We start from the raw sequence: 22,101 nt of genomic DNA, 5'->3' as shown, positions 1-22,101 counted from the left end.
ACGTAAACGTATGAAAAAGTTAGCAATTTTATTTGTATGCGTAGCCATGTTGGCTTCGTGTGATGGTTTTAAAGGTGGAAGTAAAGACCTGAAGGCCGAAAATGATTCTCTTTTGATGGAATTGACACAGCGCAATGCTGAATTGGATGATATGATGGGAACGTTCAACGAAATCCAAGATGGTTTCCGTAAAATCAATGCAGCTGAAAGTCGTGTAGATTTGCAACGCGGTACAATTACCGAGAATGCGGCTAATGCTAAACAACAGATTGCCTCTGATATTGAATTCATCACTAAGCAGATGGAAGAGAACAGAACCCAAATTGAAAAATTACAGGCTCAGTTGAAGAGTAGTAAATCTAATTCAGCTCAATTGAAGAAAGCAGTGGAAGCTTTGACAGCAGAATTGAATGCTAAACAACAGCGCATTGAAGAACTTCAGACCGAATTGGCTTCCAAGAATATCCGTATTCAGGAACTTGATGCCGCAGTTAGTGACTTGGCTGCTACCAAAGAAACTTTGGCAGCAGAAAACGAGGCAAAGGCTAAAACTGTTGCTGAGCAAGAAAAAAGCTTGAATGCTGCATGGTTTGTATTCGGTACAAAATCTGAATTGAAAGCCCAGAAGATTCTGGAAAGCGGAGATGTACTGAAGAGTGCTGATTTTAATAAAGACTACTTTACTCAGATTGATATTCGCACCACGAAAGAAATCAAACTATATTCTAAACGTGCTGAGTTATTGACTACTCATCCTACAGGTTCTTACGAACTTGTTAAGGACGATAAAGGTCAGCTGACTTTGAAGATTTCCAATCCTACAGAATTTTGGAGTGTATCTAAATATTTGGTTGTTCTGGTGAAGTAAGATAGATAAATCTTTTTTAGAATAGCCAATGTGCTGATCTTTTTAATATCAGAGAAATTAGCACATTGGCTTTTTTATTTTCCTGATAGATACGAAACTACTGATGAAATATAAGAACTTATTTTTTGATCTCGATGATACGATTTGGGCTTTTTCTCAGAATGCCCGTGAAACATTTGAAGAAGTATACCATAATTATTCGCTGGATCTTTATTTTGATTCATTCGACCATTATTATATGCTTTATCAACGGCGGAACACAGAACTTTGGCTCGAATACGGTGAAGGAAAGATTACGAAAGAAGAACTGAACTATCAGCGTTTCCTATTTCCCTTACAATCAGTTGGCTTAAATGATGAGGCTTTCGCGAAGCAATTCTCAGAAGATTTTTTTGCAATTATTCCTACTAAAACAGGTTTGATGCCTTATGCAAAAGAAGTATTGGAGTATTTGTCTCCTAAATATAATATGTATATCCTTTCTAACGGTTTTCGTGAACTACAATCACATAAGATACGTTCGGCAGGAGTTGATATTTATTTCAAAAAGGTAATTCTATCTGAAGATATAGGCAAATTGAAGCCCTCACCGGAAGTATTCAACTTTGCTTTATCTGCTACTCAATCCAATTTGCGAAGATCCTTAATGATTGGTGATAGTTGGGAAGCTGATATTACGGGAGCATACAGAGTTGGGATGGCTCAAGCTTTTTATAATGTAACAGAAAGGACATCCTTTCCATTTCATCCTACCTATCAGATTCGCTCTTTGAAAGAATTGATGGATTTATTATAGTTTTTATGGATTAAGTCGTATTTTTGCCGCGTTTAATAATTGCATGAAAATACGATAAAATCATGGATAGTACGCTTCTGCCATTCGCTTTACTTTGTTTTACTTCATTTTTCACACTGACCAATCCTTTGGGAACAATGCCGGTATTTCTCACCATGACTCATGGGATGACAGATAAAGAGCGTCGGTCAATAGTACGTCGGGCTACTATTGTGTCATTTATCACAATTATGGTTTTCGTTTTTGCCGGTCAATTCCTCTTTAAATTCTTTGGTATTTCAACCAATGGTTTTCGTATCGCGGGAGGAGTCATTATTTTTAAAATAGGCTTTGATATGTTGCAAGCCCGCTATACGCCCATGAAATTAAAAGATGAAGAAATCAAGACTTACGCGGACGATATCTCCATAACCCCACTTGGCATACCGATGCTTTGTGGACCGGGAGCAATCGCCAACGCCATTGTGTTAATGCAAGATGCAAACTCTTTCGAGATGAAGAGCACATTGATCAGCATTATTGCTCTAATTTATTTGATTACTTACTTTATTCTTCGTGCTTCTACACGCTTGGTTAAAGTTCTGGGAGAAACCGGGAACAATGTAATGATGCGCTTGATGGGGCTGATCTTGATGGTAATTGCAGTCGAATGCTTTGTGAGCGGAGCAAAACCAATATTTATAGATATTGTAAAAGAGGGAATGTTAGGAATGATTCAATAACGTTTTGCAGATATTAAGGCTTGTTCTATTCTTATATTACATGAGGCTACATCTAATTTGTTCATAGTATTAGTTAAAAATTAAAAGTATGGAAAAGATTAGCTATAGTCTTGTGTTTAACCGGAAAAAGAAACTGAATAAAAAGGGAATAGCACTTGTACAAGTGGAAGCCTATCTGAATAAAAGGAAGATTTACTTTTCAACCAGAATTTATCTCAGACCTGAACAATGGGATGCAAAGCGGAGAATAGTCAAGGAGCATCCTAATGCAGAAGCTTTAAATCGGATGCTTTATGGGTATATAGCTACAATCGAACAAAAAGAACTGGAGCTTTGGCAACAAGGGAAAATTATTTCCTTGCAACTATTAAAAGACTCGATAATCAGATCGGTAACTGATAGTAAGCATTCTTTTCTGACGTTTTTCAATGATGAAATAAAAAACTCATCATTAAAAAAATGTACCAAACAAAACCATCTTTCCACCCTCTGTTTATTGCAGGAATATAAAAAAGAAATTCTCTTTACCGATTTAACATTTGAGTTCGTCTATTCATTTGATAGTTTTCTCCAGTCCAAAGGATACCATCTCAATACGATTGCCAAGCACATGAAACATCTGAAACGTTATGTGAATGTGGCTATTAATAAAGAATACATGGATATCCAAAAATATGCTTTCAAGAAATACAAGATAAAAAGCGTAGAAGGAAAACATACACACTTATCACCGGAAGAACTTCGTAAAATTGAAAATCTGGATTTAGAAGGGCGGTTCGTAAAGTTACAACATTCCAGAGATGCCTTTCTTTTCTGTTGCTATGCCGGATTACGATATTCTGATTTTGTAAATTTGACGTCCGCCAATATTGTGGAACTTTATCAGGAAACATGGCTTATCTATAAATCCGTAAAAACTCAAATTGAGGTACGTCTTCCACTGTATTTGTTATTTGGTGGGAAGGGAATACTAGTTCTGGAACGTTACAAGAATGCTCTCAACGACTTTTTTAAACTGGGAAATAATTCGAATGTGAATAAAGAATTAAATAAACTGGCCAAACAGGCAGGAATTGATAAACGTGTATCCTTTCATACAGCTCGTCATACCAATGCTACTTTACTTATCTATAATGGAGCCAATATAACGACTGTACAAAAATTGCTCGGGCATAAAAGTGTGAAAACAACGCAGATTTACACCAATATTATGGACATTACTCTGGTGCGTGATCTGGAACGGACAACTTTTTCGGGAGGCGAGTGATATAAAAACAGAACCCAACAGATATGAAAAAAAGAGGAATGCAACAATGTCCTCTTTTTTTTTGTTATATTTGCCGTCATATTTTTATATAGAACAGAAGAAATGAAAGAATTTGTAATCTCCGAAGCCCAGGTTGAAACAGCTGTACTGGTGGGACTCATCACTCAGACGCAGGATGAGCGTAAGACCATTGAATATCTGGATGAACTGGCTTTCCTTGCCGAGACGGCTGGGGCGGAAGTAGTGAAACGATTTACCCAGAAGTTGCCGACTGCAAATTCGGTGACCTATGTTGGAAAAGGTAAACTGGAAGAAATAAAAGAATATATTCGAAACGAAACAGAGGAAGAACGTGAAGTGGGAATGGTTATCTTCGATGATGAACTTTCTGCTAAGCAGATTCGTAATATTGAGGCTGAACTGAAAATAAAAATACTCGACCGTACTTCTCTGATTCTTGATATATTTGCAATGCGTGCGCAAACAGCCAATGCCAAGACGCAGGTAGAACTTGCTCAATATAAATATATGTTGCCCCGTTTGCAACGATTGTGGACACACTTGGAACGACAAGGAGGTGGCTCCGGTGGTGGAAGTGGCAAAGGTGGTTCTGTAGGTCTTCGTGGACCGGGTGAAACACAACTCGAGATGGACCGTCGTATCATTCTAAACCGTATGTCACTGTTGAAAGAACGTTTGGCCGAGATAGACAAGCAGAAATCGACTCAACGTAAAAATCGTGGAAGAATGATTCGTGTGGCTTTGGTAGGGTATACCAATGTCGGAAAATCAACCATGATGAATCTGCTGTCAAAAAGTGAAGTATTTGCAGAAAACAAACTTTTTGCAACATTGGATACGACTGTTCGCAAAGTGATTATTGATAACCTGCCATTTCTGTTGTCCGATACGGTTGGATTTATCCGTAAGTTGCCGACGGACTTGGTAGATTCTTTTAAATCGACTCTTGATGAAGTACGTGAGGCTGACTTGTTGCTACATGTTGTCGATATTTCGCATCCGGGATTTGAAGAACAGATAGAAGTAGTGAATAAAACACTTGCTGATATTGGTGGTGCCGGAAAACCTATGATACTTATATTTAATAAAATAGATGCTTATACCTACGTGGAAAAAGCACCTGACGACCTTACCCCCAGAACAAAGGAAAACTTAACACTCGAAGAACTGATGAAGACGTGGATGGCTAAGATGGAGGATAATTGCCTTTTCATTTCCGCCCGCGAGCGAATCAATATAGACGAACTGAAAAGTGTTGTATATCAACGAGTGAAAGAACTACACGTTCAGAAATACCCCTATAACGATTTTCTTTATCAGACCTACGAAGAAGAGGAAGAATAATTAATCAAATGTACCGTTTTGCAAATTGGGGAGGCGGTACATAAATTATATCTATATGAAAGATTATCGTAGATTGACTGAAGACGAGGTGCTTCAGCTAAAAAGTCAGTCCTGTCTGGCTGATGACTGGGGAAATGTTTTAGTTGCCGAAGGTTTTAATATCGAGTACGTTCATCACACCCGTTTTTCGGGAGTTGTAAGACTTGGTGTGTTTGACGCTGAATTTACATTGCCGGGAGGAATCAAGAAACATTCGGGATTACGCCATGTCACTTTACACAATGTGGTAGTAGGAGATAACTGCTGCATCGAGAACATCCAAAACTACATCGCTAATTATGAAATTGGAAATGATACATTTATTGAAAATGTAGATATCATTCTGGTGGACGGACTGAGTACTTTCGGTAATGGGGTAGAAGTTACTGTCCTGAATGAAACAGGTGGGCGTGAAGTGTTGATAAATGACAAACTATCAGCTCATCAGGCATATATATTGGCTTTATACCGCCATCGTCCGGAACTTATTAACCGGATGAAAGCGATTACGGATTATTACTCCAACAAACATGCTGCTACGGTTGGGAGCATAGGTGATCATGTGATGATTCTCAACACAGGATCTATCAAGAATGTTCGTGTTGGGGATTATTGCCACATCTGCGGGACATGCCGCTTATCAAACGGTAGCATTAATAGTAATGTATCAGCTCCTGTTCGAATTGGTCATGGAGTAATCTGTGATGATTTTATTATCTCCTCCGGTTCTCATGTAGACGATGGTACAATGCTTACCCGTTGTTTTGTTGGTCAGTCCTGTAAATTGGGACATAATTATTCTGCTTCCGATTCCTTGTTTTTTAGTAATTGTCAAGGTGAGAACGGTGAGGCTTGTGCAATTTTTGCCGGTCCTTTTACCGTGACCCATCATAAGTCTACACTATTGATTGCCGGAATGTTCTCGTTTATGAATGCCGGTTCGGGTTCTAACCAGAGTAACCATATGTATAAGTTGGGACCTATTCATCAGGGAACTATGGAAAGGGGAGCGAAGACTACTTCTGATTCTTATATCTTATGGCCGGCACGTGTCGGAGCTTTTTCTTTGGTCATGGGACGCCATGTCAATCATGCTGATACTTCTAATCTTCCTTTCTCTTATTTGATTGAACAACGAAATACTACTTATTTGGTTCCAGGGGTAAATCTGCGAAGTGTCGGTACAATCCGTGATGCCCAAAAGTGGCCGAAACGTGATAAACGAAAGGACCCGAATTGTTTGGATTATATTAATTATAACCTATTGAGTCCTTATACTATTCAGAAAATGTTCAAAGGGCGATCTATCTTGAAGGAACTTAAACGAGTATCGGGGGAAACTTCAGAGATATATTCTTATCAGAGTGCTAAAATTAGAAATTCTTCTCTAAATAATGGTATTCGTTTTTACGAAATTGCCATTCATAAGTTTTTGGGTAACTCTATTATTAAACGGCTGGAAGGTATCAATTTCCAAAGCAATCAAGAAATACGTCAGCGTCTGAAGCCGGATACGGAAATAGGAACGGGAGAATGGGCTGATATTTCTGGTTTGATAGCTCCAAAAAGTGAGATTGATAGGCTGCTGGATGGTATTGAAACTGGCTCCATTAATCGTTTGAAGTCAATAAATGCTTGTTTCTCTGAAATGCACGATAACTATTATACTTATGAATGGACTTGGGCTTATGATAAAATTCAGGAATTCTATGGATTGAATCCAGAGACGATTACAGTTAAAGATGTGATTCATATTGTGAAAGCTTGGCAAGAAGCAGTAGTTGGACTAGACAAGATGGTGTACGAAGATGCAAAGAAAGAATTTTCACTTTCTTCGATGACGGGATTTGGTGCCGACGGTTCGCGTGATGAAATGAAGCAAGATTTCGAACAAGTTCGTGGTGACTTTGAAAGTAATACTTTTGTGATGGCAGTGCTGAAACATATTGAAGATAAAACAGCTTTAGGAGATGAATTGATTAAAAGGATTGAACATATTGAAGAGTAACTTTTAGATTCTTTGAGGAAGCATATTCATTGAACAATATATATTAATTATGGGCTGGAAGTCTAAGTTTAAATTAGGCTTTCAGCCCATGTCTTATCAAGCGGATTTCTATCGGTATTATGGGGATATGGGTATTTTAATCGGCCTACTTTCAGCCTCCCATACAGTTGAAAAAAGTATTTTTATCAATAGCCTTTTTTCTTAGTCTGTACACTGTTAATATCTTGCTTATTAACTGTTTATACTCTATGTTTAGGTTGTTGATAGTCTATGTATCAACTATCAAAAGCCTGTTTTTGGGACAAATATTTTCTAACTTATCCCCATATTCTGTATGAAACTATATTTTTCAATAACTTATTTAGTAGCTAACGCTTTTTCTGTTTCGCATAGTGGAGCAACTTGTTTTAACTGAATCAAACAAACTGAAACAACCGAATTCTCCGTTATTCATTCTTAATTCTTCTTTTTTCATTCTTAATTCTTCATTCATATTTATTACCTTTGCCTCACTAACTAACATTACGTAATAAAATAAGAGACTTATGGCAACACCTCTGTTTAAGTATCAGCCCATGTTTGAAAAGGGGAAAGATACAACTGAGTATTATCTGCTTACAAAAGACTATGTATCAGTAAGCGAGTTTGAAGGAAATCCTATCCTGAAAGTTAAGAAAGAAGGTTTGACTGCGATGGCTAATGCTGCTTTTCGTGATGTATCATTCATGCTTCGTCGTTCGCACAACGAGCAGGTTGCTAAGATTCTGAGTGATCCGGAAGCAAGTGATAACGATAAGTATGTAGCACTGACTTTCCTGCGTAATGCAGAGGTGGCTGCAAAAGGTGTATTACCATTCTGCCAGGATACAGGTACAGCTATTATTCACGGTGAAAAGGGACAGCAAGTATGGACAGGCTACTGTGATGAAGAAGCTCTTTCATTAGGTGTTTATAAAACTTACACAGAAGAGAATTTGCGTTATTCACAGAATGCACCTCTGAATATGTATGACGAGGTAAATACAAAATGTAACCTGCCTGCACAAATTGATATCGAGGCTACCGAAGGTATGGAGTATGAATTTCTTTGTGTAACGAAAGGTGGTGGTTCCGCAAATAAGACTTATCTATATCAGGAAACAAAAGCAATTTTGAATCCCAGTACATTGGTACCGTTTTTGGTTGAGAAGATGAAAACTCTAGGTACAGCAGCTTGTCCTCCTTATCATATTGCATTTGTTATCGGTGGAACTTCTGCTGAAAAGAACTTGCTGACTGTGAAATTGGCTTCAACTCATTTTTATGATAACTTGCCCACTACAGGGAATGAATTTGGTCGTGCTTTCCGTGATGTTGAGCTTGAAAAGCAAGTATTGGAAGAAGCCCATAAAATTGGTTTGGGTGCACAATTCGGTGGTAAATATTTAGCTCATGATGTTCGCATAATCCGTTTACCTCGTCACGGTGCTTCTTGTCCGGTAGGGTTAGGCGTATCTTGTTCTGCCGACCGTAACATTAAATGTAAGATCAATAAAGAAGGCATCTGGATAGAAAAACTTGATTCTCATCCGGGAAACCTGATTCCTGAAGAATTGCGCCAAACCGGTGAAGGCGATGCAATTAAGATCGACCTGAATCGTCCGATGGCTGAAATCCTAAAAGAATTGACTAAATATCCGGTGGCTACTCGTCTGTCATTGAATGGAACCATTATTGTAGGACGTGATATCGCTCATGCAAAACTGAAAGAACGTTTGGACCGTGGAGAAGATCTTCCTCAATATATCAAAGATCATCCTATCTACTATGCGGGTCCGGCGAAGACTCCGGCAGGTATGGCTTGCGGTTCAATGGGTCCCACTACTGCAGGACGTATGGACTCATATGTTGAGTTATTCCAGGATCATGGTGGTAGCATGATTATGCTTGCAAAAGGTAATCGTAGCCAGCAAGTGACCGATGCTTGTAAGAAACACGGTGGTTTTTACCTTGGTTCTATTGGTGGTCCGGCCGCTATTTTAGCTCAGAATAACATTAAAAGCATTGAATGTGTGGAATATCCAGAATTGGGTATGGAAGCTATCTGGAAGATTGAAGTTGAGAATTTTCCGGCATTTATCTTGGTAGATGATAAAGGTAATGACTTCTTCAAGCAGATCAAACCACGCTGTGTCAAATAAGAAAAAGGCTGTGTTTACAGCTTGAATAAATAAATTCTTTAAGGGATACCTGTAAATTTTTGTATAGGTACCCCTTTTTTACTAACATCCTATTCTAATACCAACCATTTTATGAAGCAATCCGCGACAGAATTACCTAATCAAAAGAACCAGCATATTGTTTGGCTGGATGTAGTACGCTTTATTGCAATGTTTACTGTTGTTTGTTGTCATTGCACCGATCCTTTTAACTTCTATCCCGGGACGGCTCCTAATATTGGAGAAATAAAATTGTGGGGAGCAATATACGGTGCGGTATTGCGTCCGTGTGTACCTTTATTTGCGATGATTACAGGTGCATTATTGCTACCTGTTCGGGGTGATGCTTCCACTTTTTATAAGAAACGTATACCCAGAGTCTTTTTCCCATTTCTGATCTGGTCAGTATTCTATAATCTTTTTCCCTGGATAACGGGATTGTTGGGTCTGAGCCCTCAAATAATTCTTGATTTTTTCCCTTATGCTGGTGAGGATGTGATGCGTCAATCCTTCTCAATAGCTATGGAATATATAGCATCTATTCCGTTTAATTTCTCAATTTTGGCAGTACATATGTGGTATATTTACCTGCTCATCGGACTCTATCTTTACTTGCCAATTTTTTCTGCATGGGTTGAGAAGGCTTCAGAACGTGCTAAATTGATGTTCTTGTTGGCTTGGGGAGTAACATTACTTCTTCCTTATTATTATCAGTTTGTTTCCGTTTATTTATGGGGAACTTGCTCTTGGAATTCATTTGGTATGCTTTATGCTTTTGCCGGATTTAATGGATATTTATTGTTGGGACATTATTTGCGTAATCTTGAATGGAGTATGCGCAAAACATTGATTATTGGTATTCCGATGTTTGCGGTTGGTTATGCTATAACTTTTTTTGGTTTCCGTCATATGACAGCTCTACCGGATTTTACGGATGAAATGCTTGAATTATTCTTTACGTATTGCTCTATTAATGTAGTAATGATGACAATCCCCGTTTTTATGCTCGCAAAGAAAGCTAAAATACGTTCAGAGAAGTTGAAAGAAGCATTGGCAAATCTTACAGTTTGTGGCTTTGGCATTTATATGGTTCACTATTTCTTTACCGGACCTTCAGTAGAGTTAGCGAGAGCTATTCATGTGCCGATTCCTTTGCAAATACCTGTGGCAGCTGTTGTTGCTTTTTTAGTTTCCTGGATATTGGTATGGCTTATATATCGTACAGGAAAGATTGCTAAATATATTGTGGGATAAATATATAAATCAGTCTGTGAGGTGGTAGTAGGTAGGCAAAAGCAAGAGTATCTTATTAGCTACTTTTAATTCGGTAAGAAGCTAAAACTTTTCAGGGTGGGGGAGAATTTTGAATTTAGAGTTGATTTGTATATCTTTGTAGGGTTAATATAGAATCATACTAATATGAAACACATCTTCATCTTTACAGTAGCGGCTTTACTGGCTATTTCAAATGCGCTTTTCGTCTCAGCACAAGGCAAGATTACTGAGTTGCAAAATCTACCTATAACCATTAAATCAGGCCCCTATAAAGCAGGTCACATTCAGGGTATCGCTGTCGATGCTGAGCGTAAATATATCTATCTTTCGTATACTACTATGCTTATTAAAGCAGATCTTAATGGTAACGTTATAGGATCAGTAAAAGGACTTTTAGGACATTTGGGATGCTTAGATTTTAATGAGAAAGATGGTCGTGTATACGGCTCGCTGGAATATAAGGATGATGGTATTGGTAAAGGTATCTTGCAGATGGAAAAGAGTTTGCGAAAACTAGATAATGCCTTCTATATTGCTATTTTCGACGTGGAACGCATTACGCGTATGGATATGGATGCAGAGAAAGATGGTATAATGTCCACAGTTTATTTACCCACGGTATTGGATGACTACCTTGCTACAGTTACTACCGTTGAGGGTGAAAAACCTCACCGTTTCGGTTGTAGTGGTATAGACGGTGTGAGCTTCGGACCTCGCTTCGGAAAGAAGGACGGTAAAGAGTATCTTACGGTGGCTTATGGCATTTATGGTGAGGTGGAACGTTCTGATAATGACTATCAAGTGTTGTTACAATATGATATTAGCAAGTGGGGTAAGTATGAGACCTCGCTCTCACAGGAAAATATGCATACTAATGGTCCTGCACAGCCTGACAGAGAATATTTTGCCATGACAGGTAATACCACTTATGGCGTGCAGAATTTGGAATATGACGCTTATACCAAGAGTTGGTTTATGTGTGTGTATAGCGGTAAGAAGAAGCATTTCCCAAACTATTCCCTTTATGCTATAGATGGTGCGGCACGCCCTGTGAAGCAGCCTCTTAAAGGTGTACCTTACATCAAGAAAGGCTTTGTTGTGCCTCTCAAGGCTGCAGGTTTAAAGGATGATTCAACAAGTATCCATGGTTGGAACTTTAATATAGGAGCGACAGGTTTTTGTTCGTTGGGAGAAGGTTATTTCTACATTTCACACAATTATCGCACCGCTGAAGGGCAGGGCAGTAATATACGTCTCTACCGTTATACAGGTGAAGTGCAAAATCCATTTAAATTAGTAGAATAGTTAAAGCTTAGTTTCCGGATTCGAGATATTGCATTACTTTGCCACTTATTTGCAATAGTGAGATTTCACAAAGTTTGGTGTTGTATTCAGCCGAAAGAATGCGCTCTTCCGCGTCAAGTAAGCTTTTTTGTGCTTCACGTACTTCGAAGCCGGAAATCTCACCTTGTATATAACGTTCCATAGCAATTTCGTGGTTGTCTTTAGCAGTTACGACATTCTGTCGTTCCAGATTTAGTAATTGGAGATTGTTGCGATATGCTTGCCATAGGTTACTGAGATCTGAACGGAGGGCTAACTCAAGTTCTTGACGTTCCAATCGGCTATTTTTGATGGCGAGACTTGCATTTCTTTTTTCACGCCGACGGTTGCCGTCAAATATATTAAAACCAACCGTGATTCCTGCATTGAAACCTAAATCACCTCTTCTGGTGTTCGCATTGATATCATACTTGTTGAAAGTATACCCATATCCAGTGTTAAATTTAAGATACGGATAATTACGGGAATTTATTTTTTTATAATCCAATTGAGAAAGGGTTGTATTCTGATCGGCTCGTAATAAAGAAGCATTAATTGTCAAAGTTGATTTCCACAATTCATCAAATTTCAGATCGCTTTCAATGTTAATAGTCGAATCTTTAATTATAATGAATTGATCTACATTCTTGTTAGCCATAAGTTCATTTAATTGGATACAGGAAGAGTGTAACAATTCTTGCTGTTTAATATATTGAGCGCTGTCTGCATTGTAGTCTACTTTTGCTTGTTGATAATCCAACCCCGAAAATTTGCCTACAAGATGGCTCGCTTCTGCTATGCGCAAACGCTCTTTAGAGAGTGACATAGCATACCGAAAATTTGCTAAACGGATCTTTTGTTGAATAAAGTTGTAATACTCGGAGGTCATGCTAGCTATGAAATCTTCAATAGCAATACGAGTATTAGTTTCGCCTTGACGTTCTAATATTTTTAACTGTCTGTAAGTTGTACTGATATTGAAACCGTCAAAAATAGTCCAATTCAGGTTAAGCCCTACATTGACAGTCTGGTCATATACTCCGTTGTTGTTTGTTACTTCTCCGGTTGAGCGAGATTTAGTTTCAATATTGTCCAAATTACCTTTGTAACCGGCTGAAAAGTCAAGAGTTGGCAAATAACCGGCATTTCCTAAAGTAGCATTGTTTTTGCTTATTTGTTCCTCATTGTGGACAATACTGAGTGAATAATTATTCTGTAATCCTTCTTCCAAACAATCCTTTAATGTGCGAACCTGCGATTGTGCCATCGCACTGGAAACCGTCAGAAAGACACATGCAGTGATAGTGTATAAATTAAACTTCATGCAAAAAACTTTTAATTTCATTCTTTTAGCTTTTTAATTCGATTCGTTGAAATATAACTATAAATAGCAGGAACGATATACATCGTGAGTAGTGTCGAAACCACCATTCCGCCTACTACTGCTGTACCCATAGCAATACGCTGATTGCAACCTTCGCCAGTGGCAAATGCCAATGGAATTAATCCAAGTACAGTAGAAGCACTTGTCATTAAAATTGGACGAAGACGTTGTAAAGCCGCATCTTTGATAGCGGTCATTTTATCCTCGCCGGCTTCTTGCTTTTGATTGGCAAACTCCACAATCAAAATTCCGTTTTTAGCTACCAGACCGATTAACATGATAATTCCAATCTGGCTGAAAATATTCATTGTAATATCACTAAAATGCATGAATACCAATGCTCCGGCTATGGCTAAAGGTACAGTTAGCATAATAACAAATGGGTCTTTGAAACTTTCAAACTGTGCTGCCAGAATCAAATAAATCAAAAGAATGGCCAATATAAATGCAAACATGAGGCTTGAAGAACTTTCTCGGTATTCTTTCGAGTCTCCGGTCAATGCCGTACGGAAACTATCATCCAATGTCTCTTTGGCAATTTTATCCATCTCTTCCAATCCTTGCCCAATTGTTTTCCCTTCGGTTAATCCCGCGGATATAGTAGCAGAAACAAAGCGGTTGTAACGATATAGTTTTGGAGGTGCGATACCATTTACCAATTCTATCAGATTATCCAACTGCATCATGTCCCCATTTGAACTCCGGACATAAATAGCTTTCAAATCAGACGGTTTATTACGTTGCTGCCGATTGATTTCACCCAAAATTTCATATTGCTTTCCGTTCATGTAGAAGTAACCCATACGCTGGCCGCTCAAACCGTATTGTAAAGTTTGAGCTATGTTTTTGGTGCTTACTCCCATAACACTAGCTTTGTCACGGTTAATTTCAATTCGTGCTTCCGGTTTACTAAACTTCAAGTCTACATCTGCCATTTGAAACATCGGATTTTCATATACCTTTGTCATGAATTTAGGTAAAATCTCTTGTAACTTTTCCAGATTAGTGGCTTGGAGTACATATTGAATTGGCATACTTCCTCGTCTTCCTCCGAAAGAAGATTGCTGTTGTACAAATGAACGTGCCATTGTTTTCTTTTGTACTACTTTTGAAATCTTTTCGGCAACTTCCATCTGAGTATAGTTACGGTCTTTCATATCTTTCAAAGTAATCTGAACGTTTCCGCTGCCACTGGATACACGAGCCGTGACTGCCTCTGCATCAGGCAGTATGGAATCTACGAGCTGATTAATATTTTCTGTATAATCACGGATATATTCATAAGTGATACCTTCGGCACCACGAGTATTAATGGTAATTTGTGAGCGGTCCTCCAAAGGTGCCATTTCTGCGGGAATTGTATTCCATAAAAAACCGATCAGGCAGATCATGATAATTGTAAAAGGAACAGCAATCCAACGTTGATTCAGGAAGGCTGCAAGTGATCGGCTGTATGCTTTGTTCATTCCATTGAAAAATGGCTCTGTTTTACGATAAAACCAGTTTTGCTTCTCTCTTTTTATAAGTAACTTGGTTGCCAACATCGGGGTAAAAGTTAATGCGGCAAAAGATGAAATAATTACAGAACCTGAAATAACAATACTGAATTCACGGAACAAACGTCCGGTTGTACCTTGCATGAAGACGATAGGAAAGAATACTGCTACCAGAGTAATGGTTGTTGAGATTACAGCAAAAAATATTTCTTTTGCTCCTTCAATACCTGCTTCTTTAGGACTCATTCCACGTTCAATTCGTATGTAAATGTTTTCTGTCATTACAATAGCATCGTCCACTACAAGTCCTACGGATAACACAATGGCTAACATGGAAAGTACATTGATGGAAAACCCTGCCAGATACATTACAAAGAATGCACCTATCAGCGATACCGGAATCACAATACAAGGTACCAGCGTGACTCGCCAGTCTCGTAGGAAAAGAAAAATAATAATGATTACTAATATGAAGGCTTCATATACGGTTGATTTAACTTCGTTAATAGATGCACGAATGAATTTCGTATTGTCAAATCCGTAATTATAATGTACATCTTCCGGCAGATCTTTCTTCATCTGCTCCATACGTTTATATACAGCATCGGCAATTTCGATATGATTGGCACCAGGTTGAGGGACTACTACAACGCCTACCATCGGTACACCATTCATCTTCATGTAACTTTTAATATCCGCAGGACCCAATTCAGCTCGTCCAATATCGCTAAATCGAACAATCTGATTGTTCGATTCTCTAATGATCAGATTATTAAATTCTTCTGCGGTATGCATGAGACCTAACGTACGAATTGTTAATTCAGTAGTATTTCCCTCGATACTACCGGAGGGAAGTTCCACATTTTCATTGTCTACGGCATTTTTTACATCAATAGGAGTAATACCGTATCCCGCCATTTTTACCGGGTCCAGCCATAGACGCATAGAATAACGTTTTTCTCCCCAGATGGACACACTACTTACATCCGAGATTGTTTGTAGTTGCTCTTTTACAGTCAAATCTGCGATTTCACTGAGTTCAAGTAGCGAACGTTTGTCACTTTGTAGAGCTACCATTAAGATAGGTGTAGCATCTGCATCCGCTTTCGATACGGTTGGAGGGTCACAGTCGCGCGGAAGATATCGTTGAGCACGAGAAACTTTATCTCGTACGTCATTCGCTGCAGTTTCAAGATCAACTGATAATTCAAATTCTACTGTGATACGGGATTGTCCTTGTTGGCTAACACTGGATAATGAGCGGATGCCTGGAATACCATTGATATTTTGCTCCAATGGTTCAGTGATCTGATTTTCTATAACGTCCGCATTAGCTCCTTGGTAAGAACAGCTAACTGAGATAATTGGATTATCTACCGATGGGTATTCGCGGACACCCAGATAACTGTATCCGATAAATCCAAAGAGAAGAATAATAATAGTGAGTACCGTGGCTAATACCGGGCGACGTATGCTTAATTCGGATATATTCATAAAGCGGAAGTATTAATCAATGTTATCCAAAGTAACAGGTAAACCTAGACGAAGCTGCATTACTCCGGAAGTAATTATAGTATCTCCTATCTGTAATCCTCTGGTAATTTGTACTTCAGCCTCATTACGAATTCCTGTTATAACTTCCACAGGTTCAACTTTGCCCGATTTATATAAGAAAACTTTGTCTTTTCCCATTTCCGGTTGAATTGCTTCTGTTGGAATAGCAATGGCGTCTCGTATTTCTTCTTTTTTTAACAAAATACTGGCGTAACGGCCGGGAAGTAATGCACGATTGCTATTTGGATAAAGTGCACGAGCGGTAAACTGATGTAGATTAGGATCAATAGTAGATTCTACTGCATATACTTGTGCGTTGAAAGCATCTAGTTTCCCTTCGACCTTAAAACTTAAATTTGTACCTTTTTTTATTTGTGTAGCATAACGTTCAGGCACAGAAAATTCCACTTTGAGCGGTGCAATTTTAGTTAGCTTGGCAATTATGGTAGTTGGCGAAGCATAGGAGCCGACACTGATTTGTCGAAGGCCGATTATACCGTCAAACGGAGCGTGAAGTTCTGTCAATGCAATGTTTGCTTTCACTATTTCTATATCTGCATTGAGAATAGCCAGATCGGTTTTTACTTGTTCATAAGCTTCTTTGCTGACAGCATCTCGCTTTAATAAAGCATCTTGGCGGAATACGCGGTCTTCTGCTAATTTTAATTGTGCCACTAATCTTTGCAGTTGTGCTTGCAGTTGCCGATCATTTACCTTTGCGAGAATTTGCCCTTTTTTTACGGGCGTACCTTCTTCAAAGTTTATTTCAATTACTTTTCCGGATGTTTCAAAAGATAAATCAACCTCTTCGTCAGGTTTAAGCAAACCTATAACTGGAAATCCGTCTGTTAATAGTTGTGGTTTTATGACTTTAGCATTAACGTTCAGAATTTTCTTTCCATTCTTCTTATTAGTGCTCATTAATTTGTCAGCAACTGCCAGTTCGTCGTTCGTTTTTGGTAATTGTGAATAAATTCCTCCAGCAATGATTCCGGCACCTACTAGTATAATGATGCCCCATTTTGTCTTTTTATTCATGGTTTAGTATCGTAAAATATATATTATATTCATTTGTGTTAGACAATATCAAATGTGAAAGGTTTAATAGTAGAAAAGATAAAATTAGGTTAAGAAAAATAGAGTAAAAGAAATAGTTTATTTGAAAAACAAGGATCCTTTTTTTGTTCGCTATTTATCTCTCTTTTTTATTAAATTTGCTAAAAAAGACAATCTCTTACCAAATCGCTAATAAAGGTTAAAGTTTTGGCTGCCATTATTTGACTTTTGGAAATCAGATCTTTGCTTATGTGCCGGTAATTGGTGCATTGTTTTGTGATTATTACCGGTTTATTGCTTATATTGCTGACTATATGCTATTTATTAAGTTTTTGAAAAAAAAGTGCATATAAAACTAAAACCTGAAAAATTTGCGTATAATTATAAAGGTTTATAATTTTGCAGAGTTTTTAGGAATTTATAAACAAGGACAACACAAAGTTAAAATACACATTCTTTCTTTATAATAGCCTAATACATCCAATTGTGAGTTTAATGTATTTATAAGATATTTAACTTATTAACTAAGTGTTATGAATGAATCTATTGTGAGGGTAGAGCATCTTTCACATCGTTACAGTGTGCAATGGGCTATTCGAGACATTAATCTTGAAATCAAGAAAAAAGGTGTTTTCGGTCTGTTGGGCTCCAATGGTGCAGGGAAGTCGACTACTATGAACATCATGTGTGGTGTGTTAAATCAAACGGAAGGCGAAGTTTTTATAAACGGCATTAGTTTGAGAGAAAATCCGGTGGAAGCCAAAAAGTACATAGGCTTTCTTCCTCAGAAACCGCCTTTGTATTCTGATTTTACGGTAGACGAATATTTGGTTTACTGTGCGCAACTTCGCCGTATGGAACCAAACAGTATTAGAGCAGCTGTAGACTTTGCAAAAGAAAAGTGTGGTATCATGCACTTTAGTAAACGTCTTATCAGTAATTTGTCAGGTGGATACCAACAACGTGTAGGTATTGCACAAGCAATCGTACACAATCCACTGTTTGTTGTATTAGACGAGCCGACTAATGGACTTGATCCTAATCAGATTGTGGAAATTCGTAACCTAATCAAAGAAATAGCTGTAGATCGTGCAGTGATGTTGTCTACTCATATTCTTTCTGAAGTACAAGCTTCATGTGATGAGATTAAAATGATTGAACATGGAAATGTTGTGTTTTCAGGTACAATTCGTGATTTCAATAATTATATGGCCCCCAGTACTTTTGTTGCTATATTTGAGAATCCTCCGTTAGTAGAAGAACTCGAGAAAATAGAAGGTATCTTAAAAGTAGAAAAATTGACAGCTGCTCGTTTCCGGTTCCACTTTGACGGAAATGATCATTTAATGACACGTCGTATCACTGAAATGGGAGTAGAAAAAGGGTGGCGTCCCAGTGAAATTATTCTTGAGCGCGATTCATTGGATACTGTTTTTGCGCAGTTGTCTGGAAAAGGAATCAAAATCGATTAATCACATAAATAAAGCATTTATATGAAAACTACATATCGGATAGCCATTGCCGAACTGCGTTCTTTGTTCTGCTCTCCGGTGGCATGGCTTATTTTAGTTATTTTTGCTGTACAAGTAGGTGCAGCATTTGGTAATGCGTTTGACCGACAGGTACAGTCACAAGCATTAGGGTATGGCTTATGGGATGTGACTGCTAACATTTTTACGGGTTGGCTCGGCATATTCCCAGGCTTTTTGCGTAACCTTTACTTATACATCCCTTTGTTGACAATGGGATTGATGAGTCGGGAATATAGCAGTGGTTCTATAAAGCTGCTCTTTTCTTCTCCGGTGACTGACAGCCAAATAATCTTTGGTAAATATATCTCAGTGCTGATTTATAATCTGGTATTGATTCTTCCTTTGTTTATAATAGGTCTTTTTTGTAGTATCTTTATTAAAGACGCTGATCTTGGATTACTTTTTACCGGAGTTTTAGGTATTTACTTATTGATCTGTGCTTATGGCGCAATTGGTTTGTTTATGTCTAGCATAACTTCTTATCAGGTTGTTGCGGCTATGGGTACATTGGCTGTTTTAGCTGCATTGAACTATATTGGTGAAGTGGGACAGGATTATGCTTTTGTACGGGACATCACCTATTGGCTTTCAATCTACGGACGTGCGAATGAATTTATCGGAGGTTTGATTTGCAGCGAAGATTTACTTTATTTCTTCCTGATTATCGCATTGTTTTTGATTCTTTCGATCTTGAAACTACGCGCTGGACGTCGCAAAGTATCTCATGGAAAGACTTGGGGAACTTATGGCATAGTTGTTTTAATTGCTATATTGATCGGCTATTTTTCTACTTTGCCTTCAATGAAGATTTATTATGATTCTACGGCAAATATGCGTAACACATTAACTCAGGCAAGCCAGGATATCATGGAGAAACTTGACGGTGAATTGAAAATAACCAGTTATGTCAATCTCTTGGATGATAATTACTCTATCGGGTTGCCACGTCAGTTAAAATTTGATTATGAGAGGTTTGAGCAATATATCCGTTTCAAACCGGAAATCAAGATGGATTACGTCTATTATTATGACGAGGCTAATTCTCAACTCGATTTTCGTTTGGAAGGTTGTAATACCATTGAAGAAAGAGCTCAAAAGATGGCTAAGATCTTGAATCTAGATATTAAGATGTTTCTTACTCCCGAACAGATTCGTGAAAAAATCGATCTGTCATCAGAAGGAAATCGCTTTATTCGTGTTGTAGAACGTGAAAATGGTCAAAAAAGTATTTTGCGTTTATTTGATGATAATGAGAAACACCCGTCTGAAAAAGAAATATCTGCTGCGCTCAAGCGCTTTGTAGTGGAATCACCGAAAGTCGCTTTTTTGACAGGACATGAAATGCGTGAAATCACCAAGACAGGTGATCGTGATTATAATCAGTTTGCAGAAAATCAGTACTTCCGTTATTCTTTAGTTAATCAAGGATTTAATGTTGTAAATTTATCTTTAGTAGAACAGGAAATTCCGGAAGATATTGATATTGTGGTAGTTGCTGATATGAAAACAGCGCTTAATGAAGTTGAAAATGAACGTTTGAATAAGTATATAGCCCGTGGAGGCAATCTTTTTGTCTTAGGAGATGCTCGTCGTCAGGACGTGATGAACCCAATTGCAAAGCAGTTTGGAGTTACTTTCATGCCAGGAACATTGGTTGAAATGAAAGAAAATGACTCTCCTACATTGATTGTTGGTCAGATAACTGAAGAAGCTGCGGAAAATTTTAAAGAGTATGCTCGTCCTCGTGAATTTGGATATGTAGTTACTATGCCGGATGTAGTTGGTTTATCTTTTGATGCTTCTAAAGGTTTCAAGGCTTTGCCTGTGATTGTAACAGATTCTTTGTGCTGGAATGAATTGCAAACAACTGATTTCTTGGATGATATGCCGAAACTTAATCCTGAAACGGGTGAAACACAGGGAGTCTTTCCTACTGTACTTGCTTTAAACCGTAAAGTGGGTGATAAAGAACAGCGTATTGTGATTACTGGTGATGCCGATTGTGTGAGCAATGGGGAAATGAGCCGTAATCGTAATGGATATTCATCTACTAATTTCACAATCATTACCGGGACTTTCAAATGGCTTTCTTATGACGAATATCCATTGGATACAGAGCGTCCTCGTCCGACAGACAATGAAGTATATATCGGACGTGATGCGCGTAAACTGGTAAGATATGGATGGTATGGAGTTATGCCAATAGTGTTGGCTGCCATTGGAATTACTGTCCTGACTCGTAGAAAGAGAAGATAATAAAAATGTGTATCCTGTAAAATACAAACGTATCATGGAAGAAGTTATTGTAAGAGTAGAGCACCTTTCTCACCGTTACAGTGTAGATTGGGCCATTCGCGATATAAATTTTGAAGTAAAAAGTAAAGGCGTTTTCGGTTTGTTGGGTTCCAACGGAGCCGGAAAGTCTACAACAATGAACATTATATGTGGTGTACTGAACCAGACCGAAGGGAATGTTTGGATCAATGACATCAGCTTGCGTGAAAATCCGGTAGAAGCGAAAAAATTTATCGGATTCTTGCCACAACGCCCGCCTTTATATCCCGACATGACTGTTGAGGAATATTTGATTTATTGTGCTAACCTTCGTTTGATGGAGCCTACAGAAATCGGAAAAGCGGTAGAACGTGCTATGGAACGTTGTGGTGTGACTCATTTCCGTTCTCGTCTTCTTCGCAATTTGTCAGGAGGATACCAGCAGCGCATTGGAATAGCACAGGCCATTGTTCACCGTCCTAAGTTTGTAGTGTTGGATGAGCCAACAAATGGGCTGGATCCGAATCAGATTGTTGAGATACGTAATCTGATCAAAGAGTTGGCTACAGATCATGCAGTTATGTTATCTACTCACATTTTGCCTGAGGTTCAGGCTACTTGTGACGAGATACGTATGATTGAACAAGGAAAAGTAGTCTTTTCAGGAACAATGAGTGAGTTTGATAATTATGTAGCACCTACTTCTTTTACTGTTACATTAGATAAAGCGCCACTTGTTGAAGAACTGGCTAAACTGGAAGGTATTACGAAAGTTGATGATTTGGGTGAACGTCATTATCGTTTCCATTTTGCCACAGACAATAACATTACCGAGAAAATGATTGCTACTAGTGTTGCTAAAGGATGGCAGTTAGAAGAGATTCAGTTAGAACGTCTTTCATTGGATGAGATTTTTGCTCGTCTTTCAGGAAAGAGGTAATCAA

General features: G+C 38.2%; 15 protein-coding genes. 12 read left to right on the top strand and 3 right to left on the bottom strand.

Going from position 1 to position 22,101, the window contains the following annotated elements:
- Window positions 1-10 precede the first annotated feature (10 nt).
- The 9 genes from PHO71_RS19390 (at window position 11) to PHO71_RS19350 (ending at window position 11,843) form a co-directional block, all read left to right on the top strand.
- Window positions 11-868: a hypothetical protein gene (locus PHO71_RS19390; protein WP_300206509.1), complete on the top strand. Its 858-nt coding sequence runs from the start codon at window positions 11-13 to the stop codon at window positions 866-868.
- 103 nt (window positions 869-971) lie between these two features.
- On the top strand, window positions 972-1,664 hold the full coding sequence (locus PHO71_RS19385) for a YjjG family noncanonical pyrimidine nucleotidase (protein WP_300206507.1): 693 nt from the start codon (window positions 972-974) through the stop codon (window positions 1,662-1,664).
- Window positions 1,665-1,726: 62 nt separating this feature from the next.
- Window positions 1,727-2,386, top strand: coding sequence for a MarC family protein (locus PHO71_RS19380; RefSeq protein ID WP_300206505.1), 660 nt, complete (start codon window positions 1,727-1,729; stop codon window positions 2,384-2,386).
- Between the two features lie 88 nt (window positions 2,387-2,474).
- Entirely contained in the window at window positions 2,475-3,653 is a 1,179-nt protein-coding gene (locus PHO71_RS19375; protein WP_300206503.1) for a site-specific integrase, read from the top strand.
- A 102-nt stretch (window positions 3,654-3,755) separates the two neighbouring features.
- Window positions 3,756-5,018 (top strand): GTPase HflX, encoded by a 1,263-nt coding sequence (hflX, locus tag PHO71_RS19370; RefSeq protein ID WP_300206501.1) that lies wholly within the window; start codon window positions 3,756-3,758, stop codon window positions 5,016-5,018.
- A 55-nt stretch (window positions 5,019-5,073) separates the two neighbouring features.
- A complete protein-coding gene (locus tag PHO71_RS19365; protein WP_300206499.1) occupies window positions 5,074-7,065 on the top strand; it encodes a DUF4954 family protein in 1,992 nt (663 codons plus the stop codon).
- A gap of 545 nt (window positions 7,066-7,610) precedes the next feature.
- Entirely contained in the window at window positions 7,611-9,245 is a 1,635-nt protein-coding gene (locus PHO71_RS19360; protein ID WP_300206497.1) for a fumarate hydratase, read from the top strand.
- Between the two features lie 111 nt (window positions 9,246-9,356).
- Window positions 9,357-10,517, top strand: coding sequence for an acyltransferase (locus PHO71_RS19355; protein ID WP_300206495.1), 1,161 nt, complete (start codon window positions 9,357-9,359; stop codon window positions 10,515-10,517).
- A 165-nt stretch (window positions 10,518-10,682) separates the two neighbouring features.
- Window positions 10,683-11,843, top strand: coding sequence for a hypothetical protein (locus PHO71_RS19350; RefSeq protein ID WP_300206493.1), 1,161 nt, complete (start codon window positions 10,683-10,685; stop codon window positions 11,841-11,843).
- A 7-nt stretch (window positions 11,844-11,850) separates the two neighbouring features.
- Here the strand turns inward: PHO71_RS19350 and PHO71_RS19345 are convergent, their stop codons facing one another.
- From PHO71_RS19345 to PHO71_RS19335, 3 genes are read right to left on the bottom strand one after another with little or no spacing between them, the layout of a single operon-like run.
- On the bottom strand, window positions 11,851-13,206 hold the full coding sequence (locus PHO71_RS19345; protein ID WP_300206491.1) for a TolC family protein: 1,356 nt from the start codon (window positions 13,204-13,206) through the stop codon (window positions 11,851-11,853).
- Entirely contained in the window at window positions 13,203-16,235 is a 3,033-nt protein-coding gene (locus tag PHO71_RS19340) for an efflux RND transporter permease subunit (protein ID WP_300206489.1), read from the bottom strand. The genes PHO71_RS19345 and PHO71_RS19340 overlap by 4 nt, the downstream gene beginning before the upstream one ends.
- 12 nt (window positions 16,236-16,247) lie before the next feature.
- Window positions 16,248-17,333 carry an efflux RND transporter periplasmic adaptor subunit gene (locus tag PHO71_RS19335; RefSeq protein ID WP_300206487.1) on the bottom strand — a complete coding sequence of 362 codons (1,086 nt, stop codon included), beginning with the start codon at window positions 17,331-17,333 and terminating at the stop codon, window positions 16,248-16,250.
- Between the two features lie 551 nt (window positions 17,334-17,884).
- Here PHO71_RS19335 and PHO71_RS19330 point away from each other — a divergent pair.
- Genes PHO71_RS19330 through PHO71_RS19320 form a run of 3 tightly spaced genes read left to right on the top strand, consistent with a single transcriptional unit; the run spans window position 17,885 to window position 22,097 of the window.
- On the top strand, window positions 17,885-18,823 hold the full coding sequence (locus PHO71_RS19330) for an ABC transporter ATP-binding protein (protein WP_300206485.1): 939 nt from the start codon (window positions 17,885-17,887) through the stop codon (window positions 18,821-18,823).
- Window positions 18,824-18,844: 21 nt separating this feature from the next.
- Complete coding sequence (locus PHO71_RS19325; protein ID WP_300206483.1) at window positions 18,845-21,139, top strand: Gldg family protein; 2,295 nt, start codon at window positions 18,845-18,847, stop codon at window positions 21,137-21,139.
- Between the two features lie 34 nt (window positions 21,140-21,173).
- Window positions 21,174-22,097, top strand: a complete 924-nt coding sequence (locus PHO71_RS19320; RefSeq protein ID WP_300206481.1) for an ABC transporter ATP-binding protein — start codon at window positions 21,174-21,176, stop codon at window positions 22,095-22,097.
- Window positions 22,098-22,101: the final 4 nt, after the last annotated feature.

It is taken from the genome of Bacteroides sp. (assembly GCF_028690125.1).
Classification (GTDB): Bacteria; Bacteroidota; Bacteroidia; order Bacteroidales; family Bacteroidaceae; genus Bacteroides.
This window is presented reverse-complemented; position numbering and strand designations above follow the sequence as displayed.

Excerpts from the sequence above, each read along its gene's own strand:
- PHO71_RS19390 (WP_300206509.1), top strand. The coding sequence starts at position 11 with ATGAAAAAGTTAGCAATTTTATTTGTATGCGTAGCCATGTTGGCTTCG.
- PHO71_RS19340 (WP_300206489.1), bottom strand. The coding sequence starts at position 16,235 with ATGAATATATCCGAATTAAGCATACGTCGCCCGGTATTAGCCACGGTA.
- PHO71_RS19350 (WP_300206493.1), top strand. The coding sequence starts at position 10,683 with ATGAAACACATCTTCATCTTTACAGTAGCGGCTTTACTGGCTATTTCA.
- PHO71_RS19380 (WP_300206505.1), top strand. The coding sequence starts at position 1,727 with ATGGATAGTACGCTTCTGCCATTCGCTTTACTTTGTTTTACTTCATTT.
- PHO71_RS19345 (WP_300206491.1), bottom strand. The coding sequence starts at position 13,206 with ATGAAATTAAAAGTTTTTTGCATGAAGTTTAATTTATACACTATCACT.
- PHO71_RS19360 (WP_300206497.1), top strand. The coding sequence starts at position 7,611 with ATGGCAACACCTCTGTTTAAGTATCAGCCCATGTTTGAAAAGGGGAAA.
- PHO71_RS19335 (WP_300206487.1), bottom strand. The coding sequence starts at position 17,333 with ATGAATAAAAAGACAAAATGGGGCATCATTATACTAGTAGGTGCCGGA.
- PHO71_RS19330 (WP_300206485.1), top strand. The coding sequence starts at position 17,885 with ATGAATGAATCTATTGTGAGGGTAGAGCATCTTTCACATCGTTACAGT.
- PHO71_RS19355 (WP_300206495.1), top strand. The coding sequence starts at position 9,357 with ATGAAGCAATCCGCGACAGAATTACCTAATCAAAAGAACCAGCATATT.
- hflX (WP_300206501.1), top strand. The coding sequence starts at position 3,756 with ATGAAAGAATTTGTAATCTCCGAAGCCCAGGTTGAAACAGCTGTACTG.
- PHO71_RS19375 (WP_300206503.1), top strand. The coding sequence starts at position 2,475 with ATGGAAAAGATTAGCTATAGTCTTGTGTTTAACCGGAAAAAGAAACTG.
- PHO71_RS19325 (WP_300206483.1), top strand. The coding sequence starts at position 18,845 with ATGAAAACTACATATCGGATAGCCATTGCCGAACTGCGTTCTTTGTTC.
- PHO71_RS19385 (WP_300206507.1), top strand. The coding sequence starts at position 972 with ATGAAATATAAGAACTTATTTTTTGATCTCGATGATACGATTTGGGCT.
- PHO71_RS19365 (WP_300206499.1), top strand. The coding sequence starts at position 5,074 with ATGAAAGATTATCGTAGATTGACTGAAGACGAGGTGCTTCAGCTAAAA.
- PHO71_RS19320 (WP_300206481.1), top strand. The coding sequence starts at position 21,174 with ATGGAAGAAGTTATTGTAAGAGTAGAGCACCTTTCTCACCGTTACAGT.